This window comes from Cellulomonas sp. P5_E12 (genome assembly GCF_054049315.1).
In genome coordinates this window covers 210,661-230,123 of sequence record NZ_JBFUMP010000006.1, presented here as the reverse complement: position 1 = coordinate 230,123, position 19,463 = coordinate 210,661, and the positions used below count along the sequence as shown (strand labels likewise).

Below are 19,463 nucleotides of genomic sequence, written 5' to 3'. Positions count from 1 at the left end.
GTTGTCGAGCGTCGCCGTGCGGCGAATTCGTGGGGTAACCGTGGGAGCCGTGATCCCCCACTGGCGCACTCGCCGACCTCTCAAGCACGCCTCAAGCCACCTTGACTCGGCCAGGGTGTGGTCCGGCTGACCAGCACAAAAGGGGTCTCCAGCTCGGTGGCGGTGATCGACGTCGACCGACGACCGACGACCCTGATAGCACCTGACCTGTCGTGCCGAAGGGCAGCGCTGGAAGGATGTGCACTGTGCCCCGACCATTGGGAGTCCAACAGTGACCATTCCTATCTCCCCCGAGGCGCTTGATGCCGCTATCGAGGCGGAGTCGTTCACCGGCGTACTCACCATCGATGTTGGTGACAGGCGCACGCTCGAGCGCTGCGAGGGGTTCGCGAACCGCGCCCTCGGCGTCCCCAACACCCCGAGCACCCGTATCTCGGCCGGAAGTGGCAACAAGGGCTTCACCGCGCTCGTGATCACACGGCTCATCGAGGTCGGCAAGCTCGGCCTCGGGGACCTCGTGCGCCCGATCCTGGGCGACGACCTGCGTCTCATCGACGACGCGGTCACGATCGAGCACCTGCTCACCCATACCTCCGGTATCGGCGACTACCTTGACGAGGAAGGCGACGGGGAGATCGACGACTACATCTTCTCCCTGCCGCTGCATGTGCTGGCCGAGACCGAGGCGTTCCTGCCCGCCCTCGACGGCTTCCCGCAGAGGTTCCCTCCCGGCGAGCGGTTCTCCTACTGCAATGGCGGGTACATGGTGCTCGCGCTCGTCGCCGAGCGCGTCAGCGGCCGCACGTTTCATGAGCTGGTGCAGACCGAAGTCTGCGACCGGGCGCGACTCACCGGCTCTGCATTTCTCCGCTCCGATGACCTCCCTGAGGATGCCGCGCTCGGGTACTTGGACGAGGAGGGAAATCGCACCAACGTGCTGCACCTCCCCGTACGGGGCAACGGCGACGGCGGGATGTACCTCACCGCCGACGACCTGCACCGGTTCTGGAACGCACTGCTAGACGGCCGGATCGTGTCGTCCGGCACGCTCGCCGACATGATTCGTCCCCGCTTCGACGTGCCGTCAGAGCACAAGCGGTACGGAATGGGGTTCTGGCTGGGTCGCCGAAACTCGTCGCTGATCCTGGAGGGCTACGACGCCGGCGCGTCATTCCGGTCCACGCACATTCCGGAGACACGCACCACCGTGACCGTGCTCGGCAACAGCTCCGAGGGCGCCTGGCCGCTGATCTACGCCCTTGCGGATGCCATGGACGGAACCGTCCGTGGAAAGTTCGCGGACGAGAGCTGACTCAACCAGCACCACCTGCGGTGCGACTGCGGCGCGGTCGATGGCCGTGGTCTCGGCCAGGTTCAGGGCGTTCGCGGGGCCGGCGGGCGACGGACCGGAAGCTCCGAGGGCCGCGACGGAGGACAGCTCAATCGGCCGTAGTGCTCGCCGGCGCGGTCCCCGTCAGTAGAGAGTTCATCCGCGAGCCGAACGGCCCCACCCATACGGGCCCAAAGACGCGTGCGCGAGGCTAGATGACCACGACGGTCTTGCGCGGCGATGCACACCAACACGCCCATCGGCGACCTGATCAGCGGTGGCGGTCAGCTCGTGCCAGGGGGCATCGCCGCGAACGAAGGCACGCGGTCGCGTTCGATGTGGGCGTAGGCAACCGACTCCGCTACGCGCGGGTTGCCGGAAGCGATCGCCTCGCGCAGCAGAACGTGGTCGTGGAAGGCCTCGTCGACGTCGAGCTGGCTGGTCATGTAGAACAACCAGGTCATCCGCCCGGAGATCGTGCGCATCATCTTGAGCATGAGGGCGTTGTCGGCGGTCGCGACGATCGCCTCGTGGAAGTGTGTGCTCTCCTGCGCGATCCGCAACGGGTCACGCAGCGACACGACGTCCTGCGAGACCTCGAGCGCGGCGTCCAGCAGTGCCAGCGATGCCCCGTCGGCAACCTGCCGTGCGGCGTAGCCGGCCGCGCCCACCTCCAGGCACAGGCGGACGTCGAACAGGTCGTCCACCTCCTTCTCCCCCCACTGCGCCACGACGGCGCCGCGACGGGGGTACGTGTGGACGAACCCGTCGCGCTCCAGGAGCGGGACGGCCTCGCGCAGGGGGACGCGGGACACGTCCAGCTCCTCGGCGATGCGCTGTTCGGGCAGGCGGCTTCCCTGCGGGTAGTGCCCGAGGATGATCCGCTCGCGCACCGTGTCGTAGATGCGCTGCGAGAGCGAGGCCTTCGGCTCGGCGATCTTGGTCATGCGTCGAGTCCTTTCCGACGAGGTCGGGACCGGGCTCGCGACGAACGGGCCCGGTCCCGATCAGCTCACTGACCGTCGATGCCCAGCATGGCGAAGTTCAGCTCGTTGGCACCGATGTTGTGGCTCTCGGCCACGCCGGTGAGCCACGACTGCGCGACCACCCAGTCCTTGTTGTAGGACAGGTTCAGGTAGCAGCCGGTCTTGCCGTAGAGGTCGCCGGCCTGGGTGTACAGGTCGGTGTCACCGTCCACGACGGCCCGGTCGAGCAGGGCGTTGACCTCCTCGGACTGGCAGCCGAAGTAGTTGATCCCGCCGCTGGCGTCCCAGAACACGTGGCCCCACATGTAGGGGTTGCCGCCGTCGGGGCCGTTGTTGCCGTCGATGAAGGCGTCGGGGCCCTGCGTCGGGTCGTTGATCCAGCCGAACACGGTGCTGGTCTCGTAGCCCTGCGCGGTCGCCTTGAGGCCGTCCGTCTGCAGGTTCGCGACGACGATGTTGGCCATCTGCTCGGCGTTCGCATTTCCGTTGGCGTAGCCGATGACTAGGGACTTCGCGTCGTCGGGCAGCGTCGCCGCGTAGTCCGCCAGCGGCTTCGGGTCGTAGCTGATCGCCTGCTTGTCGGCGTCGCCCGGGATCATCCCGCCGGCGTACATGGTGGTGGCCACCGACGACCGCGCGCCGAGCACCTGCTCCACGAGCGACTTCTGGTCGAGCGACTTGAGGAACGCGATGCGGGCCTCGGTGTCCTTGAAGAACGGCAGGCTCGAGTTCACCGTGACCAGCGCGGACTGCAGCGTCGGCAGGAAGTAGTTCTTTACTGCCGCCTTGGAATACTTGTCCAGGCTGGAGGACGGCAGGGCGGCGACGATCGCGTCGACGTCACCGGAGTCGAACGCGAGCTCCAGGGCCGACTCGTCCGTGTAGACCGGCAGCTCGACCGAGGTGAACGGGGAGGACGAGCCCCAGTAGTCCTTGTACTGGGTCAGCGTGTAGCCGACGCCGGTCTCCGCCTTGGTCAGCTCGTACGGGCCGGTGCCCAGGTCGTGCGTGGACAGGTAGGTCTGCGCGTTGTCGTCGCCCGCGTTGGTCGCTAGGCCCGTCGGCGACTCCATCTTGGGACCGAACGGCGAGGCGAGGTAGTCCAGGAACGCCGAGTTGGGCTTGTCCAGGTGGACCACGGCGGTGAGGTCGTCGGGGGTGTCGACGCCGGTCACGCCAGCCACCATGTACGACGCACCGCCCTCCACGGCGATGCGCCGGTCGAACGCGACCTTGACGGCGGCGCTGGTGAACGGGGTGCCGTCGTGGAACGTGACCCCGTCCTGCAGGTGGAACGTGAACGTGGTGTTGTCCGGGCTGGACTCCCAGCTCGTCGCCAGGCGCGGCGCGATCTCGACGGCGTCGCTGTCGTTCTTGTACTGGACCAGACCCTCGTAGGCGTTGAGCACGATGGCCAGGCCGTTGTTGGCGTAGTAGATGTCGGGGTCCGGCGGCTGGCCGATGTCGCCCAGCAGGCCGACGGTCAGGACGCCGTCGGTGGGGGCAGCTGCGGTCTCGCCTCCGCTCGCGGCATCGTCGGAGGACGAGCAGGCGGACAGGGCGAGCGCGGGCACGAGCACGCCGACGACGGCGAGGCCGCGCAGCGATCGGGACGATCTCGTGGACACGGGGGTCTCCTTGGGTTGATCCGAGCGGGGGTACGGGTCAGGTACAGCAGCGGCGGCAGTGCGCCCCTCCGTCGTCGTCACGCGGTGATCCGCGGGTCGGCCGCCGCCTGGAGAAGGTCCACGGCGGTGTTGGAGAGGACGTAGATGGTCCCGAGCACGAGCGTCACGCCCGCGATCGCCGGGAAGTCGGCCACCGGGATACTCGCGGCCAGGTAGTTGCCGATCCCGGGCCAGCTGAACACCTGCTCGACGACGACCACACCGGCGAACATGAAGCCCAGCTGCAGACCGGCCATCGAGACGGCGGGCCCTGCGGCGTTGCGGAACACGTGGTGGCGCAGGACGTGGCCCTCGTCGAGACCCTTCGACCGGGCGGTGCGGATGTGGTCCGCGCGCAGGGTCGACTCGAGGCTCGTGCGCAGGATCCGTCCGATGGCGACCGCGGGGATGATCGCCAGGACGGTCGCGGGCAGGATCAGGTGGCGCAGTGCCTCGGCGAACAAGGGCCCGTTTCCGTGCAGGAGCGCATCGACGACGAGCATCCCCGTGGGTCCTGGTGAGTCGGACGCGCCCTGACCGTTGCCGGGGAGCCAGCCGAGCCGGCCGTAGAAGAGGACGATGCCGACGATGGCCAGCACGAACGGTGGCGCGGCGCCGAGCACCAGCAACCCACCGCGCACCGCCCCTGTGCCCCGCCACTGCAGGGCGCCGGACACCGCGAAGAGCGTGGCCAGGAACAGGGCGATCAGGAACGCGGCCAGGACCAGCTCGATGGTGGCGGGAAGGTAGGTGCCGAGGTCGTGCGTGACGTCGTTGCGGGTGCGCAGCGAGCGCCCGAGGTCACCGGTCACCGCGTGGCCGAGGAAGTGCACGTAACGGACCGGCAGCGGATCGTCGAGGCCGAGCTGTTCGCGCTTCGCGGCCACGGCAGATGGCGACGCGTTGGCACCGAGGTAGGCCCGGGCCGGGTCGGCCGGGCTGATCTGCTGGAGCACGACGAGGACGAACGACAGGACGATCAGCAGCAGGACCGCCGCGCCGGCGCGCTTGAAGGCGAAGGTGCGCACGTCACCACCTCGCCGGGAGCAGCGTGCGGACGGCGTCGCCACCGAGATTGGCGACGAGGGTCAGGAACAGCACCGCGAGCGCGGGCACACCAGGCACCCACCAGTGGCTCAGCATCTGCTGCATCGCGCGGGCGGTGTCGGCGCCCAGCTCGGGTGCGGGTGCCTGCTGGCCAAGGCTAAGGAATGACAACCCCGCCAGCAGCAGGATCACGTTGCCGACGTCGAGGCTGGCCGTGACGACCGCGGTCGGGACGACGCCGGGCAGCAGGTGCCGGCCCACGAGACGGATCTCGCCCACGCCGGACAACCTCGCGGCCTCGACGTGCGGCCGTGCCGCGAGCGCCTTCACCTCACCGCGGATGATCCGGGCGTAGTAGGGCCACCAGACGATCGCGACCGCGACGAGCGTGTTCCGCAGGCCCGGTCCCATTGCCGCAACGATCGCGATGGCGACCAGGGCTCCCGGCAGGGCGAGGAAGAGGTCGGTGACGCGCATGAGCAGGTCGTCGAGCCAGCCGCCGCGGGATCCGGCGACGACGCCGACGATCCCGCCGATGATCAGGCCCGACGCGACGATGGCCAGCGCGCTGAACCAGCTGACCTGCATGCCGACGAGCGTCCGGCTGAACAGGTCGCGCCCGATCGAGTCGGTGCCGAGCAGGTGGTCCGGGCTGAACGGCGGGAGGTTGAGTGCGCCGACCGGCTGGACCGGGTTGTAGGGCGCGAGGACCCGCGCGAAGAGCGCGACCAGGGTCACGATCCCGAGCAGGGCGACGACCGCGATGCTCAGGGGTCGCGCGAGCCGAACGCCAGGGATCGGGCGGATGCGGGTGCGGGGGACGACGGCCGTGGACATCAGACCTGGACCTCCCGGATCTCGGGGACGGCTGCGAGCAGCGTCTTGGTGTACCCGTGCTGCGGGCTGGCGGTGACCTGGTCGGCGGTGCCCAGCTCGACCACCGCGCCCGACTGCATGACCGCGATCCGGTCGCCCATCAGCCGCGCGACGGCGAGGTCGTGCGTGACGAACAGGACGGTCATGCCTAGGCGGGCGCGCAGGTCTCGGATCAGCGCGAGGACGCTGCGGGCGAGGGACGCGTCGAGCGCGCTGGTCGGTTCGTCGCAGAGCAGGACCGCGGGTGGGACGACCGTCGCGCGGGCTAGGGCAACGCGCTGGCGCTGGCCGCCGGACAGCTCGCTCGGACGGGCCTTCGTGACGTCGATCGGGAGGCCGACGGCGTCGAGGGCTTCCTCGATGCGGTCCTTCTGTTCGCTCTTCGACAGCTTGAGCGGCCTGAGGCGCTCGGCCAGCGTGTGGCCCACCGACATCCACGGTGTCAGCGACGAGCCCGCGTCCTGGAATACCATCTGCGCACCGCCGGGAGCGATCTCGACCGTGCCCGCCGTGGCGCTCTCGAGGCCGGCGACGATCCGCAGCAGCGTGGACTTGCCCGAGCCGCTCTCGCCGACGATGGCCAGGCCCTCCCCCGGTGCGACGTCGAGGTCGACGCCGGTCAGTGCCCGGACCTCGCCGTGCTTGACCTTGAACGTGCGCTCGAGCCCGCGGACCCGGACGGCGGGCTTCGCGACGACAGCGTTGGCTCGCGTGTCCCCGTCGGCGACCGTGGTGCCGTCGCCGTAACCGGCCGCCACTGCGGACATCCCGCCGCCGACCGCGGTTGCCGCGTCCCCGTCGGCGAACCGCTCGTCCCGTGGCGAGCTGAGCGAGAGCCGCGACTCCAGCAGCGACCGCGTGTACGCGTGCGACGGGTGCGTGACGACCGTGCGTGCCGGGCCGAGCTCGACCAGCTCGCCGTGGTGCAGGACGGCGAGGCGGTCGGCGATCTGGTCGGCGACGCCGAGGTCGTGCGTGATGAGCAGGACCGAGCAGCCGAGGTCGTCGCGTAGCTCGCGGAGCAGCTGCAGGAGCTGGGCCTGCACGGTCACGTCGAGGGCTGTGGTCGGCTCGTCGGCGATGACGAGCCTCGGGCGGCCGGCGACGGCGATTGCCGCCATGACCCGCTGCCGCAGGCCGCCCGAGAGCTGGTGCGGATGGACCCGCAGGCGAAGGGTCGCGTCGCGCACACCGACGGCCTCGAGGAGTCGGACCGACTCGGCGTCGTCGCCCGTGGACTCGCGGATCTGCCGGCCGATGCGCATGGTTGGGTTCAGCGACGTCATCGGGTCTTGGAAGATCGCGCCGAGCGACTCCCGGCGGACCCGCCGCAGCTCCTTGTCRGGCGAGCGCTGCATGTCGACGCCGGTGACGGTCGCGCAGCCGGACGTCTCAGGGTTGCTGCTGTGCGGGAGCAGTCCCAGCAGGGCGAGCGCGAGCATGCTCTTGCCGGAGCCTGACTCGCCGACCAGCCCGACGATCTCCCCCGGCGCGATCGAGAGCGAGACCCCGTGCAGGATCTCGCGGCGCTCGCCGTTGCGGACCAGAGACAGGCGCAGGTCGTCGACGACGGCGACGGCTTCGGTGGTCGGCGTCCTCACGGGCGCCTCGCTCACGGCCGTCATCGTGGCGCCCCGAAGATCGACGGGTTCGCGACGACGGCCGCGTGGATCTCGTCGGGCGTCGTGAACCAGACCTCGTCGCTGCGCGAAGCGAGGTGCTCCAGCGCACGGGTCAGGGCGCGCAGGCGGAACGGCGCGCCGGAGATGAACGAGTGCAGCACCACGGACATGACGAGCGGGCGGTCCTGCGCCGCGAGAAGCAGCTCGTCGAGCTCGTCGACGATCATGTCCGCGAAGTCCCGGGCGGTGACGTCGCGGCCGATGATCGTGCTGGAGTCGTTGACCTCGGCGTTGTACGGGATGGCGAGCAGCGGGCCGTTGTTGGTGCGCAGCCAGACGGGCTGGTCGTCGACCCGCAGGTCGAGCAGGTATCGGTACCCGGAGGCCGCGAGCAGGTCGATCGTCGCCGGGGTGTGCGTGAGCCACGGGCTGGACCACCCACCGGGTGCCGTGCCCTCCGCGTCGTGGATGCGGTCCGCGACCGCCCTCAGGTAGGCCGCTTCGTCGGGCACGTCCGCGAGGGAGTCGGAGTTGCTCAGCCCGTGCCCGACGATCTCGGCGCCGTGCTTGCGGGCCGCCTCGAGCACGTCGGGAGCCTCGTCGTAGACGTCCGTGTTGAGCAGGACGGTCGGCGCGATGCCGAAGTCGGAGAGGCGGTCGAACAGCCGGAACGCGCCGACGCGGTTGCCGTAGTCGCGCCAGGCGGTGTTGACGAGGTCGGGCGCGGGCACACCGGGAAGGGTGTCCTCGACGTGCTCGCCGCCGACCCGGTACGCCTCGACGCCCACGCACACGTAGACGGCGAGCTTGGCCCCGCCCGGCCAGGTGCCGGCCGGTCTCGTCGTCGCGGGGCTGTAGTCGTACCGGGTCACTGGACTCCTACCCATCGGTGCACACCCACGTCGAGCCGGGCGGCCTTGTGGACCATCGCGCGGTAGGCGGGCTCGACGACGGCCGCGCGCTCCCGGGCCGCTTCGAGCGCCGGTTGCTTGGCGGTGAAGATGGCTCGGGCCTCGGCGAGCAGCGCGTCTTCGTCGACCGTGGTGACGTGGCCGTTCTCCGCGACGACCCGCCCGTCGACCGCCGTCAGGACCACGTCCCGGCCGTCTTCGGCGTAGACGAGCTGCTCTCGAAGGTCGTTGAGCGGGGTGAACGGCAGCGCGTGCATTTCGACCAGGGTGAGGTCCGCGAGCATGCCGACCTCGACCGAGCCGAGCTTCCCGGCGAGCCGTTGCGCGCGTGCACCACCGAGCCAGAGGGCGTCGAGCACCTCGTGCGCGGCGGGCCAGTCGTGCGGGTCGCGACCGGACACGTTGTGGATCAGGCCCGCGGTCTTGGCGACGGTCCAGATGTTCACCGTGTCGTCGCAGATCGCCTCGTCGGTGCCCAGCGCGACGGGGATCCCACGCTCCAGGACGTCGCGCCAGGGCATGACGCCGCTGCCGAGGCGCAGGTTGCTCACGGGGTTGTGGGCGATGGTGCTCTTCGCGGCGGCGATCCGGTCCAGGTCGTCGTCGGACACCCAGACCGCGTGGATGACGTTCGTGCGCTCGGTGAGCAGGCCGAGCTCGTCGGTGTACGCGACGAGCGACAGCCCGTGGAACCGCGGGTGCTGGGTGAGGGCGGCCTGCGTCCTGGTCTCGAGCATGTGCGCGTAGACCGCGAGGTCGTGCTGCTCCGCCAGCTGTTGAAGCGACGCGAAGTACGCCGGGCTGACCCGCTGAGGTGCGGACACCGAGACAGCGGCCCTGATCCGACCGTCCGCCTTCTGGTGCCAGCGGCTGATGAGGTGGTCGTAGGCGGCCAGGAGCTCGTCGGCACCCGCCGCGGGTCCTTGGGCCAGGTAGTCGGTCAGCTCCGGGGCGTCGTCGGAGATGAACGGGAGCTTGTCCTTCTCGGGCAGCTCGGGCTGGTCCAGGGCTAGCGTCGCGCGGATGCCGGAGTCTTCGTAGGCCTGCCCGACGGCGTCGATGATCTCGGGCTCGGGCGTCGGCATGAGGAACGCGTCGTCCTGCACGCTGGTGATTCCGCGCTGGAGCATCTCGACCGCGGCGAGCATGGTGCGCACGTACGCCTCGTGCGGCGTCGGGGTCAGCGACGGGTCCGCCGGCGACTCCTGAAGCATGAACAGCTCGAGCGGCAGGCTCCTGACAGAGCCACGCAAGTGGTTCGCGGGCGAGTGGAAGTGCGCATTGACGAGCCCCGGCAGCAGCAGCCGATGCCCGTCGCCGCGAATGACCCGGTCCGCTCCTTCCGCCCGAGCGCGTACCTCTGTGCCGAGCGCGTTCGTCTGGACGGACGCGCTCGGTCCGGACTCACGCAGTCGGGGACCAATGGCGACGATCGCGTTGCCCTCGACCAGGACGTCGGTCGGGCCGACGTAGCCCGCGGGCACCGACCGGTCGTACACGAGGACGTCGGTGAACAGGAGGCTCATCGCCAGACCTCCGCGACGTGCGGAGTGGTGACGCGCCCGAACGAGCTAGCTCGGGATGTGCCGAGACCTTGTGCGACGAGCCCCGCGGCCAGCACGACCGCCGCTGCGACGCCCTCGACCACCGGGACGTCGAGCGCTGCGGTCAGGGGGTCGACGAGGTCCGCGAGGCCCGCGCAGCCGAGAACGACGACCTCGGCGCCCTGTTGCTTTGCTTCGTTCCCCTTGTCGATGAACGCGTCGAGCACGCCCGCGCTGCCCTCTTCGAGCTCGGCGACGGCCGCATCGACGGCGGTCACCGTCACGCGGTGCCCGAGCCCGAGGTCCCGCACCACGCGCTCCGAGTGCACGATCGTCCGCGGCGGCATGGTGATCACGGCGATCCGGTGCCCGAGCAGCGCGGCGGTGATGAGCGCGGCCTCGGTCATCCCGACGACCGGCCCGGTGGCGACCTCGCGGGCGGCGGTCACGCCGGTGTCCCCGAAGCACGCGATGACGAACGCATCGGTGGTGGCGTCGTGCTGCTGCACCTGCTCGACGACGCCGAGCGCGGCCCACGCCTCCTCGGCGTGACTCTCGACGGACAGCACGCCGTGGGACGGCTTCGCTCCCGTGACCGTGTGCGTCGTCGCCTTCCGGGCCGCCTCGACGATCGTTCTGGTGAGGGCCTCGGACGTGTTCGGGTTGATCACGGTGATGTTCATGCGGCACTCGCCTTCTCGCGGAGTGCCCGGACCAGCCCGTCGACTCCCACGCCTAGGACCGCGGTCCGCGCGATACCCGTCGCGAACCTGGCTGCCTCGACCGCCCCGACGCGCAGGTGCACGGCGGCGAACGCCCCGCAGAACGCGTCGCCGGCACCCGTGCTGTCCACGGGTTCGACCACGTCCGCCGGCACGTGCACCGACTCGTCCGCGGTGACCACGACACACCCGCGCTCGGCAAGCTTCACGACGACGACGCCAGGCCCGCGGGTGAGGAAGAACCGGGCCGCGGCCACGGGGTCGGTTGTGCCGGCCAGCGCGCACGCCTCGACCTCGCTGGGCAGGAACACGTCACATGCGGCGACAGCGTCGAGCAGGCTCCCCTCGTTGCCTGCGACGTAATCCTCCTGCGGGTCGAAGTAGACCGTCGCCCTCGTCCTTCCGACGAGCCACTGCGCCACCTCGAGCTGCGCGTGCAGACCCATGGCTGACAGGAGGATGGCGTCAGCGGTCAGGGCGTTCTGGTCGACGTCGTGTGGATGGATCGACATCCGCTCGAAGTGCTCGTCGCCGGTCTCCAGGGTCCATCGGCGGGAGCCGTCGGCGGCGTAGTCGATGCGGTTGCGAACCGTTGGTTCGTCGCGATGCGGCAGGCCCTCGGGATCGGTGCCGGTGAGCGCGACAGCTGCTCTCAGCTCGTCGGGCGCGTCGTTCCCGATCGGCGCGACGACCTTGACGCGAGCCCCTGCCAATCGAGCCGCGAGCCCGGCGTAGAGGGCGTCGCCACCCATCCCGAGGCTGCTGCGCCTGGCGATCACGGCCTGGTCGACAGTGAGGTTCCCGACGCAGACGAGGTTCAGAGGCCGCTGTTCAGTCACGGTCTGCCGCCGCCCGAAAACCCGCGAGGCCCAGGTGGTACCCAAGCAGCTGCGCGGGGAGGAAGGTCAGCAACGCGCTGAGAGCCTCGTCGACGGGCGGGAGGAAGACGATGTCGTCGGCCATCCTGTCGAACGCCGTCTCGCCCTGCGTGGTGACCACGTACAGCCGCCCGCCCCAGCGGCGCGCGTCGGTGCCGGTGTCGACGGCACGCGGCACGGTCGGCCCGGACGGCGCGATAAGCAGCAGCGGCTCGCCGGCCTTCTGCGAGTTGTAGTGGTGGTACTCCTCGACCTGGATGGCCAGCGCGTGCACCGGCGTGCATTCTTTGACCTTCGCCGCACCGACGACCGCCGCCGCCGCACTCGGTCCGCCGCCGCTGAACAGCACCATCTGGGCCCCGACCTCCCGCTCGGCGATGGCAGCGATCTGGCCGCTGGTCGTGTCGAGAACGGCCTGCATTAGCCCGGTGTCGATCTTCTGGCCCGCCAGCGCCAGCATCAGTGCGAGCGCGGCCGTTGACGACTGCGTCGGCCATCCCTTGCGCGTCGCCCGCACCAGCAGGCTGAGATTCGCCTCGCGCTCCAACGTCGACCCGGCGGTGTTGGTCAGCGCCACGGTCCGCGCCCCAGCGTTCTGCGCGACTAGAACCGCCTCGACCGTCCGCGTCGTCTCCCCCGAGCTCGACAGCGCGATCACCGCGACATTCGGCCCGAGGATCCCCCGCCCGTAGTACGCGAGCTCGAGGCTCTGGATCGGGATGCACGGAACCCCGAGGCTGTCCTGCAGCGCAACCCGCGAGGCGTCCATCACGGCGAGCGAGTCGCCGGCGCCGACGAGGTAGACCAGGTTCACGCCGGTCAGAAGCCGCTTCACCTCGCGAAGCGCGTCGGCGTTGTGCGTGAGAGTTGCCTCGACCGCCTCCGCCTGCCCGAACAGCTCCGGCCCGGTCAGCTCGACCCGCGCTCGGCGCTTCGGATCCAGCGGGTCGTCACTCGGCAGCGCCAGGATGTGCGCCCGCTCGGCGGCGGACACCTGGTCCACGACCGCCCGCTGACGAGCGTCGAGCGGACTCGACGCCGCATCGAGCAGCGGGCTGGCAAGCACTGCATGCATGGGTTGCGGTTCCGATCCGTCGGGCGACCTGATGTCGAAACGGTATACAGCGGGGTGTTTCCGTCGCGGCCCTCGCGCGTGAACAGCCTGTTACGCATGTCGCCTTGTAGACCGCACGCCGCATCGTGGCCACGGCCTCCGTCCTGTCCATCTGCACAGGGAGGCGGCCGCCCAGGGTGCCCCGTGCGTGGGGGACCCGGGCTGGATCAGTACATCGCAGGCGGACCTGCGGGAGGCGAAACGCAGGTGCCGGTCCTGCCCGGTGCTGGGCCTGTGCGCCCTGGCGGCCGCGGAGGGGCGTCCGTCTGCTGGGGTGTGGGCGGGACAGAGGTTCGGGCCTGAGGGCAAGCCGCGTCGCGGACCCCGGGCGGGTGTGGCTATCGTGCGGCCATGACCGCGACACCGTCGGCCCGGAGGGCCTGACCACCCGAACATCCGGCACCCCCTGGAGGGTTCCGATGAGTTTGCCTGTTGGCCTGTGGTGCGGGAGATGCCTTCGACCTGACTGACGCCGATGCGGACCGATGGAACGCCACGCTGGAGGCCGGGGCCATCGTGGGTGTCACTTGCCCCGATTGCCAGAGCGACCTGGACCACCTGGAAGCGGAGGTGAACCAGGCGACAACCGACTACGGGCGCTCCGCGGACGGACGGGTCATCGGGACTCCGAAGGCGACCACATCGCCGCCTGAGTGAGGCCCGGCGGGGCGATCCGGAACTGGCCGGTTCACTGAGTGCCATGTGGCGGCACGTAGGTGGGGCTGGTCCACACGCCCTGTGACCACCGGATGACGCGCGGACCCCACTGCCCCAGGAGCCACAGGTCCGTGAGCGGGCCATACGGTGAGGGGGCGATACTGCCGTGTTACCGCCACCGCGGGCCAGCGATACCGTGCACGTTGATTGGCGCGCCCATCACAGATGTCGCCGCCAGGAGCGTCTCGGCGGTCCCGATCGGGCCGGAAGACGATTCACGCCACTGGTGTCAGTAGAACCCGCCCTCAGGATTCGGTGCCAGGTACACGTCGACCAGCCCATCGTGGAGCACGAACCGGACCTGTGAGGTCGGGTCACCGGACGGCGCGGGTGGGAACATGTCGGGCGGGAAGTCGAGATCGGCGACGGGGTCGAGCGACGGTGCTGAGCAGCGGACCATGATGATGCGATTTTCCGCGACTATCGCGAGGCACGGCTTCGCCTCCGGCGTCGTCGTGCTCCAAATCTGCAGCTCGCCGTACGAGCCGTAAGAGACGAAGTCGGCGTCCGTCACGCCGCCCATGGTCGTGGCGGCCTCGTCGTCGAGAGGAATGGCCCCCTGGTCGGGATCGGCCTGCGGTGTGAGCTGTGCCACCGGTACGGGCTCACTCGACTCGTTGACGGCGAGAACACCGACGGCGATGGCCGCCACCAGCACTGCAACCGCGGCGATGCCCCATGGCAGGACACGTCGCACACGCCCGTTGTGTGGATCTCGTGGCGTGGTTTCGAGCGCAGCAGCGTGCGACGGATTCACAGCCCCGCCCGGTGCCGGCCCGTCGGCTTGTCCGCCCTCCGTCGGGGGCTGGCCGCCCATGGCATCGGGCGCCGTCGGATCGTGCTCACGGCCGTTCATCGGGCTTGTCGACTCGTCCATCTGCGTGTCCTTTCGTCGGACCAGCCGGGCTGACTGCTCGAGCCCTGGACCGGATCAGTGGCGCGCACGTAGACGTTGACGTGGTCGCCCTCGAGCGTGAACCGGATGACACTGCCGTTCGGCAGGCCGGCGAAGACTCCGGGGGGAAGCACGTCGAAGCCGTACAACGGCCCCAGCTCAGCGATGGGGTCGAGGCCTTTGCGCGAACACGCTTCGGCACCAATCCCCTCCCTGAGCCCCTGGACGGGGTGGGCCACGAGCAGGCACGTCGTGCCGTTTCGAGACTCTCCGCTCCAGACACTGAGGCCCCCCACGTCCTCATAGCGCCGCATCTCATCGGCACTGAGATCCAGCGCGTTGAGGGTGCCGTGCCTGTCGATCGGCTCATCGGCGTCCGCACCGACCGACTCCAGTGCGAGCACGTAGTCCTGTGCGAGCACGTAGTCCTCGGGCACGTCGGGCGGCGTGGTGAGGCCCAGCCGGCCCGGAGTGACGATCACGACGGCCGCCGCACCGACGACTGCTGCCGACCAGAGCCAAACCGTCCCGCGGCGCCGGCGACGCCGATCGAGAGGCGCGGCCGACGCGTCGGGAGGTTCGACGAGCTCGACGTCGGCCATCCTGACCACCCGGTTCCGCCTTGCGGATCGCTTCGCCACCATCGGACTTCCCCCCGGCCGTACCGCACTCGCACTCCGTGTGTGATCCCTCGCAGCGAGTAGCGCATCGAAACTGTTCGACCCCACGCCGCACGGAGTCCGCATCACGTCGACGGCAGGCTCACCGCTGACGGCGAGGACTGGGCCGACCGTCACTCGTCGGGTCTGACGAACTCGATCGAGTCGAAGATGGCGCGTGCCTCTTTCGTCAGCGCCGGATTGATCGAGCCGTCGGATCCCATCGCGATCACGGCGCGCTCGCCGTTCAGGTCGACCGCTCGGTAGGTTTGGCGCTCGTCCACACTCCCAGTGTCGAACGAGCTTCCGTTGCAGTCCTCCGCGAAATCCGAGTAGATGCACAACTTGGCGAAGTCGCAGTCGCGGACGTCGACGTCGCTCTCGGCGGCGTAGTCGAACTCGAAGCCGGAGTAGTCGCCGACCATGACCTCGACGGCAGGGGTGCTTACCGTTGACGCCTGTGCCGTCATCGCCTCGACGAACGCTTCAGCCGTCGGATCGATCTGGACGAGCGCGCCCCTCCAGGCGCATGCGTCCGTCGGGACATAGGTGACGGGGTAAAACAACAGGGCGACATCCCATGTATTCGGGTCGAGATCTGGGTCGTCCTTGCCCAGGCTCGCGCCGTCGAAGGTCTCCCAGCCGTCTGAGACGGTGATCTCGAAGGGCACCGGATAGCCGGTGACGAGGTAGGTGCCAGGGTCGATGAAGCCGCTCTGCGGGAACGGTGCGATCGTGTCAACCTCCGCGGTCGATGCCGGGGACGGCGGTTCGGTCGCGGTGCACGCGGCGAGGCCGAAGCACGCCAGCAAACCGACGGCAACACCCACCCGCCGCGAGCGTGTCGCGTGAGCGGCGCGGGAGCGCCGGGTTGATGTCCACATGTCCGCGTCCTTTCCTTCGATCCATGCAGCGCCGGGGCTGCTCGATCAGTCAAGGACGAGCGTGTATCAGCAGGATAACGGCGCCCATCGGGTGTGTATCGGCCCGATATCAGCCGTCTTGACCGATGTTGGAGTCGGGGTCACGGTGGCGTCATGGAGGTGCACGTTCTGGGAGCACTGACGCTCGACGACGGCCGGGTTCTACTGGCTCCGCGCGATCGTGCGGTGATGGCTGCGCTCACGGTCCGCCTGGGTGCGCCATTGTCGGCCGCATCCCTCGCGGCGGCACTGTGGGGCGACGACCCGCCCCCGTCGTGGTCGCATATCGTCCCGGGGAGCATCATGCGGTTGCGCCGACTTATCGCGCCGGCGCGGATCGAAACCACCGCTCACGGGTACCGACTCGTCGCGGAGCACGTCGAGGTCGACGCCGAGCAATTCGAACGACTCGTCACGCGGGGTACGCAGCAGCTGGAGCTCGGTGAGCCCGAGCGTGCTGCGCACACGTTCTCGGAGGCTCTCGCACTGTGGCGGGGCGAACCCTTCATCGAGCTCCCCGACTGGGAGCCAGCGAGGATCGCGTCCGGCTGCCTCGAGGAGATACGTCTCGGCGTCGAGGAGCTGCTCCTGGACGCGCGGCTCCAGGCAGGTGAGGTTCACGAGGTGACCGCGTTGGCGCGCGCCCGCGTCGCCGAGGCACCGCTGCGCGAGCGGCGCTGGGTCCTGTTGAGCGTGGCGCAGTACCGGCAGGGCCGGCAAGCGGACGCGCTCGCCACCGTCCGAAGGGCGCGGGGGCTGCTCGCTGCCGAGCTCGGTCTGGATCCGTGCACGGAGCTCGCCGGGCTGGAGCAGGCAATCCTTCGCCAGGATCCCGCGCTGCTGTCCGACCACGTGCTCCGAACCGCGAACCCGCAGTGTCCGTACTTCGGCCTGCCTCCCGCGGGCACGGGTGACGCAGAACGGTACTTCGGTCGCGAGCAGGAGCTGTCCGGGGCACTGCGGGCGCTCGAGGAGCACGGCGTGCTGCTCGTCGCGGGCTCATCGGGCGTCGGAAAGTCCTCATTCGTCAGGGCGGGGATCGGTGCGCAGTTCCTTGCGCGCGGCGTCCAGGTCGCCGTCGTGACGCCCGGCGAGCACCCGGTCGATGCTCTTCGCAATCTCGATCTTCCTGCCGGGGAGTCGCTGCTCATCGTCGATCAGTGCGAGCAGGCGTTCGCCGTGGCCGACCCCGCCGAGGTGCGGCAGTTCTTCGACGCCCTGTCGCGCATGGTGTTCCGCGGCTCGCTCGTCGTGACGATCCGCGCCGACCGTCTCGGAGACCTGGCCGATCGCGAAGGCTTCGCCCAGATCATTCAGTCGCACATGCTGATGCTCTCTGCGCTCGGCCCCGACGGGTTGCGGACCGTGATCGAGAAGCCCGCGGAGCAGTCCGGACTCATCTTGGAGCCGGGCCTCGTCGAGATCCTGGTCCGCGACGCCGACGGGCGGACCCTTCCGCTGCTCTCCCACGCCCTGCGCCAGGTGTGGTCCCGACGTGAGGGCCGCGTTCTGACCGTCGAGGGCTACCGCGGATCTGGAGAGATCGACGGTGCCGTCGCGAAGACCGCGGAAGAGGTCTTCGCGACACTGTCGGAGGGCGGCGCGCGGCTGCTGCGCGACATCCTCCTCCGGCTCGTCGAATCCTCCGCAGACGGCGCGGTGATTTCTCGCCGGGTCGAGCGCACCCGGATCGCCATCGACGACGCCCATGCGAAGATCGTCGACCGGTTGGCCGACGCACGCCTGCTCACCACCGATGAAGAGTCCGTGCAGCTGTCGCACGAAGCACTCGCACGGGAATGGCCACGATTGAAGGAATGGCTCGCCGATGATGTCGAGGGCCAGCGCATCATGCGACACCTCGGCTCCGCGGCTGCGGCCTGGGATGCGATGGAACGACCCGACAGCGAGCTCTACCGCGGCAGCCGACTGACGACCGCCCAGCACTGGCGGGACACGGCCGGTCCCGCGCTCACGGCGGTCGAAGGAGAGTTCCTCGATGCCTCCGCGGCGAATGAGACCGCAGGACTCGCTGCCGCGCAGAACCAGCTTCGCAAGGAGCGCCGCATGGTGCGGCGACTCTCCTGGGTGTCCGTGGGCGCGGCCGCGCTCGCGGTCTTTGCGGTGACGGCGAGCCTCGTTGCCAGTTTCCAGGCGAACCTCGCAAGCGAGCGCGACACGGTCGCAGAGGCCCGGCGGGTCGCTGGCCTTGCGCTGGAGGAGCCGGACTTCGACCGCGCGCTGCTGCTCGCCGTTGAAGCCATCCACATCTGGGACGATTCCGACACACGCGTCAACCTCGTACGCGTCATCTCCCGCGCACCCCGTCTGACGAGCATCATCCGCATCCCGGAAGACGGAGTCGGCGCCGCGAGCATGTCTCTCGCGGAGGACGGGACCCGGGCAGCGGTGATCGACAGCGACCACGACCTGCGCCTGTTCGACCTCGACGACAGATCGCAGCTCGGCGAGTACTCCCCGTTCTTGAAGATGATGCTGGCATCGGCCGTCGATCCCGTCTCCGGGGCCGTCGCGTTCAGCGAGACATCCGACCCCTGTACCGACGCCCGCTGTGCTCGGCGAACGGGAACGCTCGATCTCGCAGAGCAGGGCCGCTCCGCCGTGGCAACCTACGAGGGGATGGGCGGGACCGCGATTGACGTCGAGTACTCGGCCGACGGATCCCTGTTCGCAGCGCTCGCGGCGTCACAGCAGCCTGAGTCGCCCGTGAGCATCGCCCTGTGGCGAGTCGGAGCGGGAGACCCGACCGGCCCGATAGTCCTGGATCTCGGCGTGACCAGTTCCGATCCGACCTCCACGCCCGGTCAGGCCTTGCCCGGTCCGGCCTGGCAATACAGTGCGGTGAAGTTCTCACCGGACGGCTCACGCATCTACGCCAGCGGGTTCGGACCGACCGTCGTACTCGACACGGCATCGGGCAAGGAGCTCCGCCGGATCCCCGGCACCGGGATTCTCGCCGTCAGTGCGGATGGCCGCCACATCGCCGTCCGCGATGGCTCGCGGGCGGTGCGCATCGTCGACTCCGCGGGGCTCGCAGCACCCATCACCGTCACGCTGTCGTCCTTTCCGTCGGTGGCCGACTTCAGCCCAGACGGCACTCAGCTCGCCATCGCCGCCGGCAACGAGGTCGTCGTGGCGAGCAACGCGACCGGCGAGATCGCGGAGACGCTCCGGGATCATGACGGCGAGGTCACCGCGGTCGAGTTCCGACCGACCGGCGAGCTGGTGACCGCCGGAGCGGACGGCGCGATCATCACGTCGGACTTCGGAGACTGGTCGGCGGCCTTTCGCAGCGACCTGCGCCAACAGGGCCGCGCACCCGCCGAGCTCGATGAACGCACCGTCGCGCACGAACAGTCCGATGGGCGTTGGCAGGTCGTCGTCGCCGAGCCGGCGGCGTGGGCGGAACGCGCGTGCGAGATCGCCGGACGCGTACTCACCCAGCAGGAATGGGCGGAGCTCCTCGGGGCTCGGCCGTACGCCCCGGCATGCGAGGAATGAGCGCGGCTGTAGCTGGGTGCGGCGGCGAACTCAGAGTGAGCCGGTCCGGT

General features: G+C 69.7%; 16 protein-coding genes. 3 read left to right on the top strand and 13 right to left on the bottom strand.

The genetic code is table 11. The annotated features are described in order from the left end of the window. Positions 1-271: 271 nt before the first annotated feature. A complete protein-coding gene (locus tag ACXJKA_RS07440) occupies positions 272-1,312 on the top strand; it encodes a serine hydrolase domain-containing protein (protein WP_456824553.1) in 1,041 nt (346 codons plus the stop codon). A gap of 302 nt (positions 1,313-1,614) precedes the next feature. Here ACXJKA_RS07440 and ACXJKA_RS07435 read toward each other — a convergent pair whose 3' ends face one another. The 10 genes from ACXJKA_RS07435 to ACXJKA_RS07390 form a co-directional block, all read right to left on the bottom strand. Beyond that, positions 1,615-2,277, bottom strand: a complete 663-nt coding sequence (locus ACXJKA_RS07435; RefSeq protein ID WP_456824552.1) for a GntR family transcriptional regulator — start codon at positions 2,275-2,277, stop codon at positions 1,615-1,617. A gap of 65 nt (positions 2,278-2,342) precedes the next feature. Then, a complete protein-coding gene (locus ACXJKA_RS07430; RefSeq protein WP_456824551.1) occupies positions 2,343-3,944 on the bottom strand; it encodes an ABC transporter substrate-binding protein in 1,602 nt (533 codons plus the stop codon). Between the two features lie 77 nt (positions 3,945-4,021). Further along, positions 4,022-5,011: an ABC transporter permease gene (locus ACXJKA_RS07425; protein ID WP_456824550.1), complete on the bottom strand. Its 990-nt coding sequence runs from the start codon at positions 5,009-5,011 to the stop codon at positions 4,022-4,024. A gap of 1 nt (position 5,012) precedes the next feature. Next, the gene (locus ACXJKA_RS07420; RefSeq protein ID WP_456824549.1) at positions 5,013-5,867 is read right to left on the bottom strand and encodes an ABC transporter permease; all 855 of its coding nucleotides are present in this window, start codon (positions 5,865-5,867) and stop codon (positions 5,013-5,015) included. Next, the gene (locus ACXJKA_RS07415; protein ID WP_456824548.1) at positions 5,867-7,522 is read right to left on the bottom strand and encodes an ATP-binding cassette domain-containing protein; all 1,656 of its coding nucleotides are present in this window, start codon (positions 7,520-7,522) and stop codon (positions 5,867-5,869) included. Before ACXJKA_RS07415 ends, ACXJKA_RS07420 begins: the two co-directional genes overlap by 1 nt. 5 nt (positions 7,523-7,527) lie before the next feature. Further along, complete coding sequence (locus tag ACXJKA_RS07410; RefSeq protein WP_456824547.1) at positions 7,528-8,400, bottom strand: polysaccharide deacetylase family protein; 873 nt, start codon at positions 8,398-8,400, stop codon at positions 7,528-7,530. After that, positions 8,397-9,965 (bottom strand): amidohydrolase family protein, encoded by a 1,569-nt coding sequence (locus tag ACXJKA_RS07405; protein WP_456824546.1) that lies wholly within the window; start codon positions 9,963-9,965, stop codon positions 8,397-8,399. The genes ACXJKA_RS07410 and ACXJKA_RS07405 overlap by 4 nt, the downstream gene beginning before the upstream one ends. After that, the gene (locus tag ACXJKA_RS07400) at positions 9,962-10,666 is read right to left on the bottom strand and encodes an aspartate/glutamate racemase family protein (protein ID WP_456824545.1); all 705 of its coding nucleotides are present in this window, start codon (positions 10,664-10,666) and stop codon (positions 9,962-9,964) included. The genes ACXJKA_RS07405 and ACXJKA_RS07400 overlap by 4 nt, the downstream gene beginning before the upstream one ends. After that, positions 10,663-11,544: a carbohydrate kinase family protein gene (locus ACXJKA_RS07395; RefSeq protein ID WP_456824544.1), complete on the bottom strand. Its 882-nt coding sequence runs from the start codon at positions 11,542-11,544 to the stop codon at positions 10,663-10,665. The genes ACXJKA_RS07400 and ACXJKA_RS07395 overlap by 4 nt, the downstream gene beginning before the upstream one ends. After that, positions 11,537-12,658, bottom strand: coding sequence for an SIS domain-containing protein (locus ACXJKA_RS07390; protein WP_456824543.1), 1,122 nt, complete (start codon positions 12,656-12,658; stop codon positions 11,537-11,539). The genes ACXJKA_RS07395 and ACXJKA_RS07390 overlap by 8 nt, the downstream gene beginning before the upstream one ends. A 187-nt stretch (positions 12,659-12,845) precedes the next feature. On the opposite strand from ACXJKA_RS07390, the gene ACXJKA_RS07385 reads away from it, so the two are divergent. Then, positions 12,846-13,052 (top strand): WhiB family transcriptional regulator, encoded by a 207-nt coding sequence (locus ACXJKA_RS07385; protein WP_456824542.1) that lies wholly within the window; start codon positions 12,846-12,848, stop codon positions 13,050-13,052. A 591-nt stretch (positions 13,053-13,643) separates the two neighbouring features. On the opposite strand, the gene ACXJKA_RS07380 is transcribed toward ACXJKA_RS07385, so the two are convergent. From ACXJKA_RS07380 to ACXJKA_RS07370, 3 genes are all read right to left on the bottom strand, one after another. Continuing rightward, the gene (locus ACXJKA_RS07380) at positions 13,644-14,291 is read right to left on the bottom strand and encodes a hypothetical protein (protein WP_456824541.1); all 648 of its coding nucleotides are present in this window, start codon (positions 14,289-14,291) and stop codon (positions 13,644-13,646) included. Continuing rightward, positions 14,267-14,911 (bottom strand): hypothetical protein, encoded by a 645-nt coding sequence (locus ACXJKA_RS07375; protein WP_456824540.1) that lies wholly within the window; start codon positions 14,909-14,911, stop codon positions 14,267-14,269. Before ACXJKA_RS07375 ends, ACXJKA_RS07380 begins: the two co-directional genes overlap by 25 nt. A 191-nt stretch (positions 14,912-15,102) precedes the next feature. Beyond that, the gene (locus tag ACXJKA_RS07370) at positions 15,103-15,798 is read right to left on the bottom strand and encodes a hypothetical protein (protein WP_456824539.1); all 696 of its coding nucleotides are present in this window, start codon (positions 15,796-15,798) and stop codon (positions 15,103-15,105) included. Positions 15,799-16,005: 207 nt separating this feature from the next. On the opposite strand from ACXJKA_RS07370, the gene ACXJKA_RS07365 reads away from it, so the two are divergent. Next, positions 16,006-19,413 carry an nSTAND1 domain-containing NTPase gene (locus ACXJKA_RS07365; protein ID WP_456824538.1) on the top strand — a complete coding sequence of 1,136 codons (3,408 nt, stop codon included), beginning with the start codon at positions 16,006-16,008 and terminating at the stop codon, positions 19,411-19,413. Positions 19,414-19,463: the final 50 nt, after the last annotated feature.

Coding starts and splice junctions, on each gene's coding strand:
- ACXJKA_RS07435 (WP_456824552.1), bottom strand. CDS start 2,277: ATGACCAAGATCGCCGAGCCGAAGGCCTCGCTCTCGCAGCGCATCTAC.
- ACXJKA_RS07420 (WP_456824549.1), bottom strand. CDS start 5,867: ATGTCCACGGCCGTCGTCCCCCGCACCCGCATCCGCCCGATCCCTGGC.
- ACXJKA_RS07405 (WP_456824546.1), bottom strand. CDS start 9,965: ATGAGCCTCCTGTTCACCGACGTCCTCGTGTACGACCGGTCGGTGCCC.
- ACXJKA_RS07400 (WP_456824545.1), bottom strand. CDS start 10,666: ATGAACATCACCGTGATCAACCCGAACACGTCCGAGGCCCTCACCAGA.
- ACXJKA_RS07390 (WP_456824543.1), bottom strand. CDS start 12,658: ATGCATGCAGTGCTTGCCAGCCCGCTGCTCGATGCGGCGTCGAGTCCG.
- ACXJKA_RS07380 (WP_456824541.1), bottom strand. CDS start 14,291: ATGGACGAGTCGACAAGCCCGATGAACGGCCGTGAGCACGATCCGACG.
- ACXJKA_RS07375 (WP_456824540.1), bottom strand. CDS start 14,911: ATGGCCGACGTCGAGCTCGTCGAACCTCCCGACGCGTCGGCCGCGCCT.
- ACXJKA_RS07365 (WP_456824538.1), top strand. CDS start 16,006: ATGGAGGTGCACGTTCTGGGAGCACTGACGCTCGACGACGGCCGGGTT.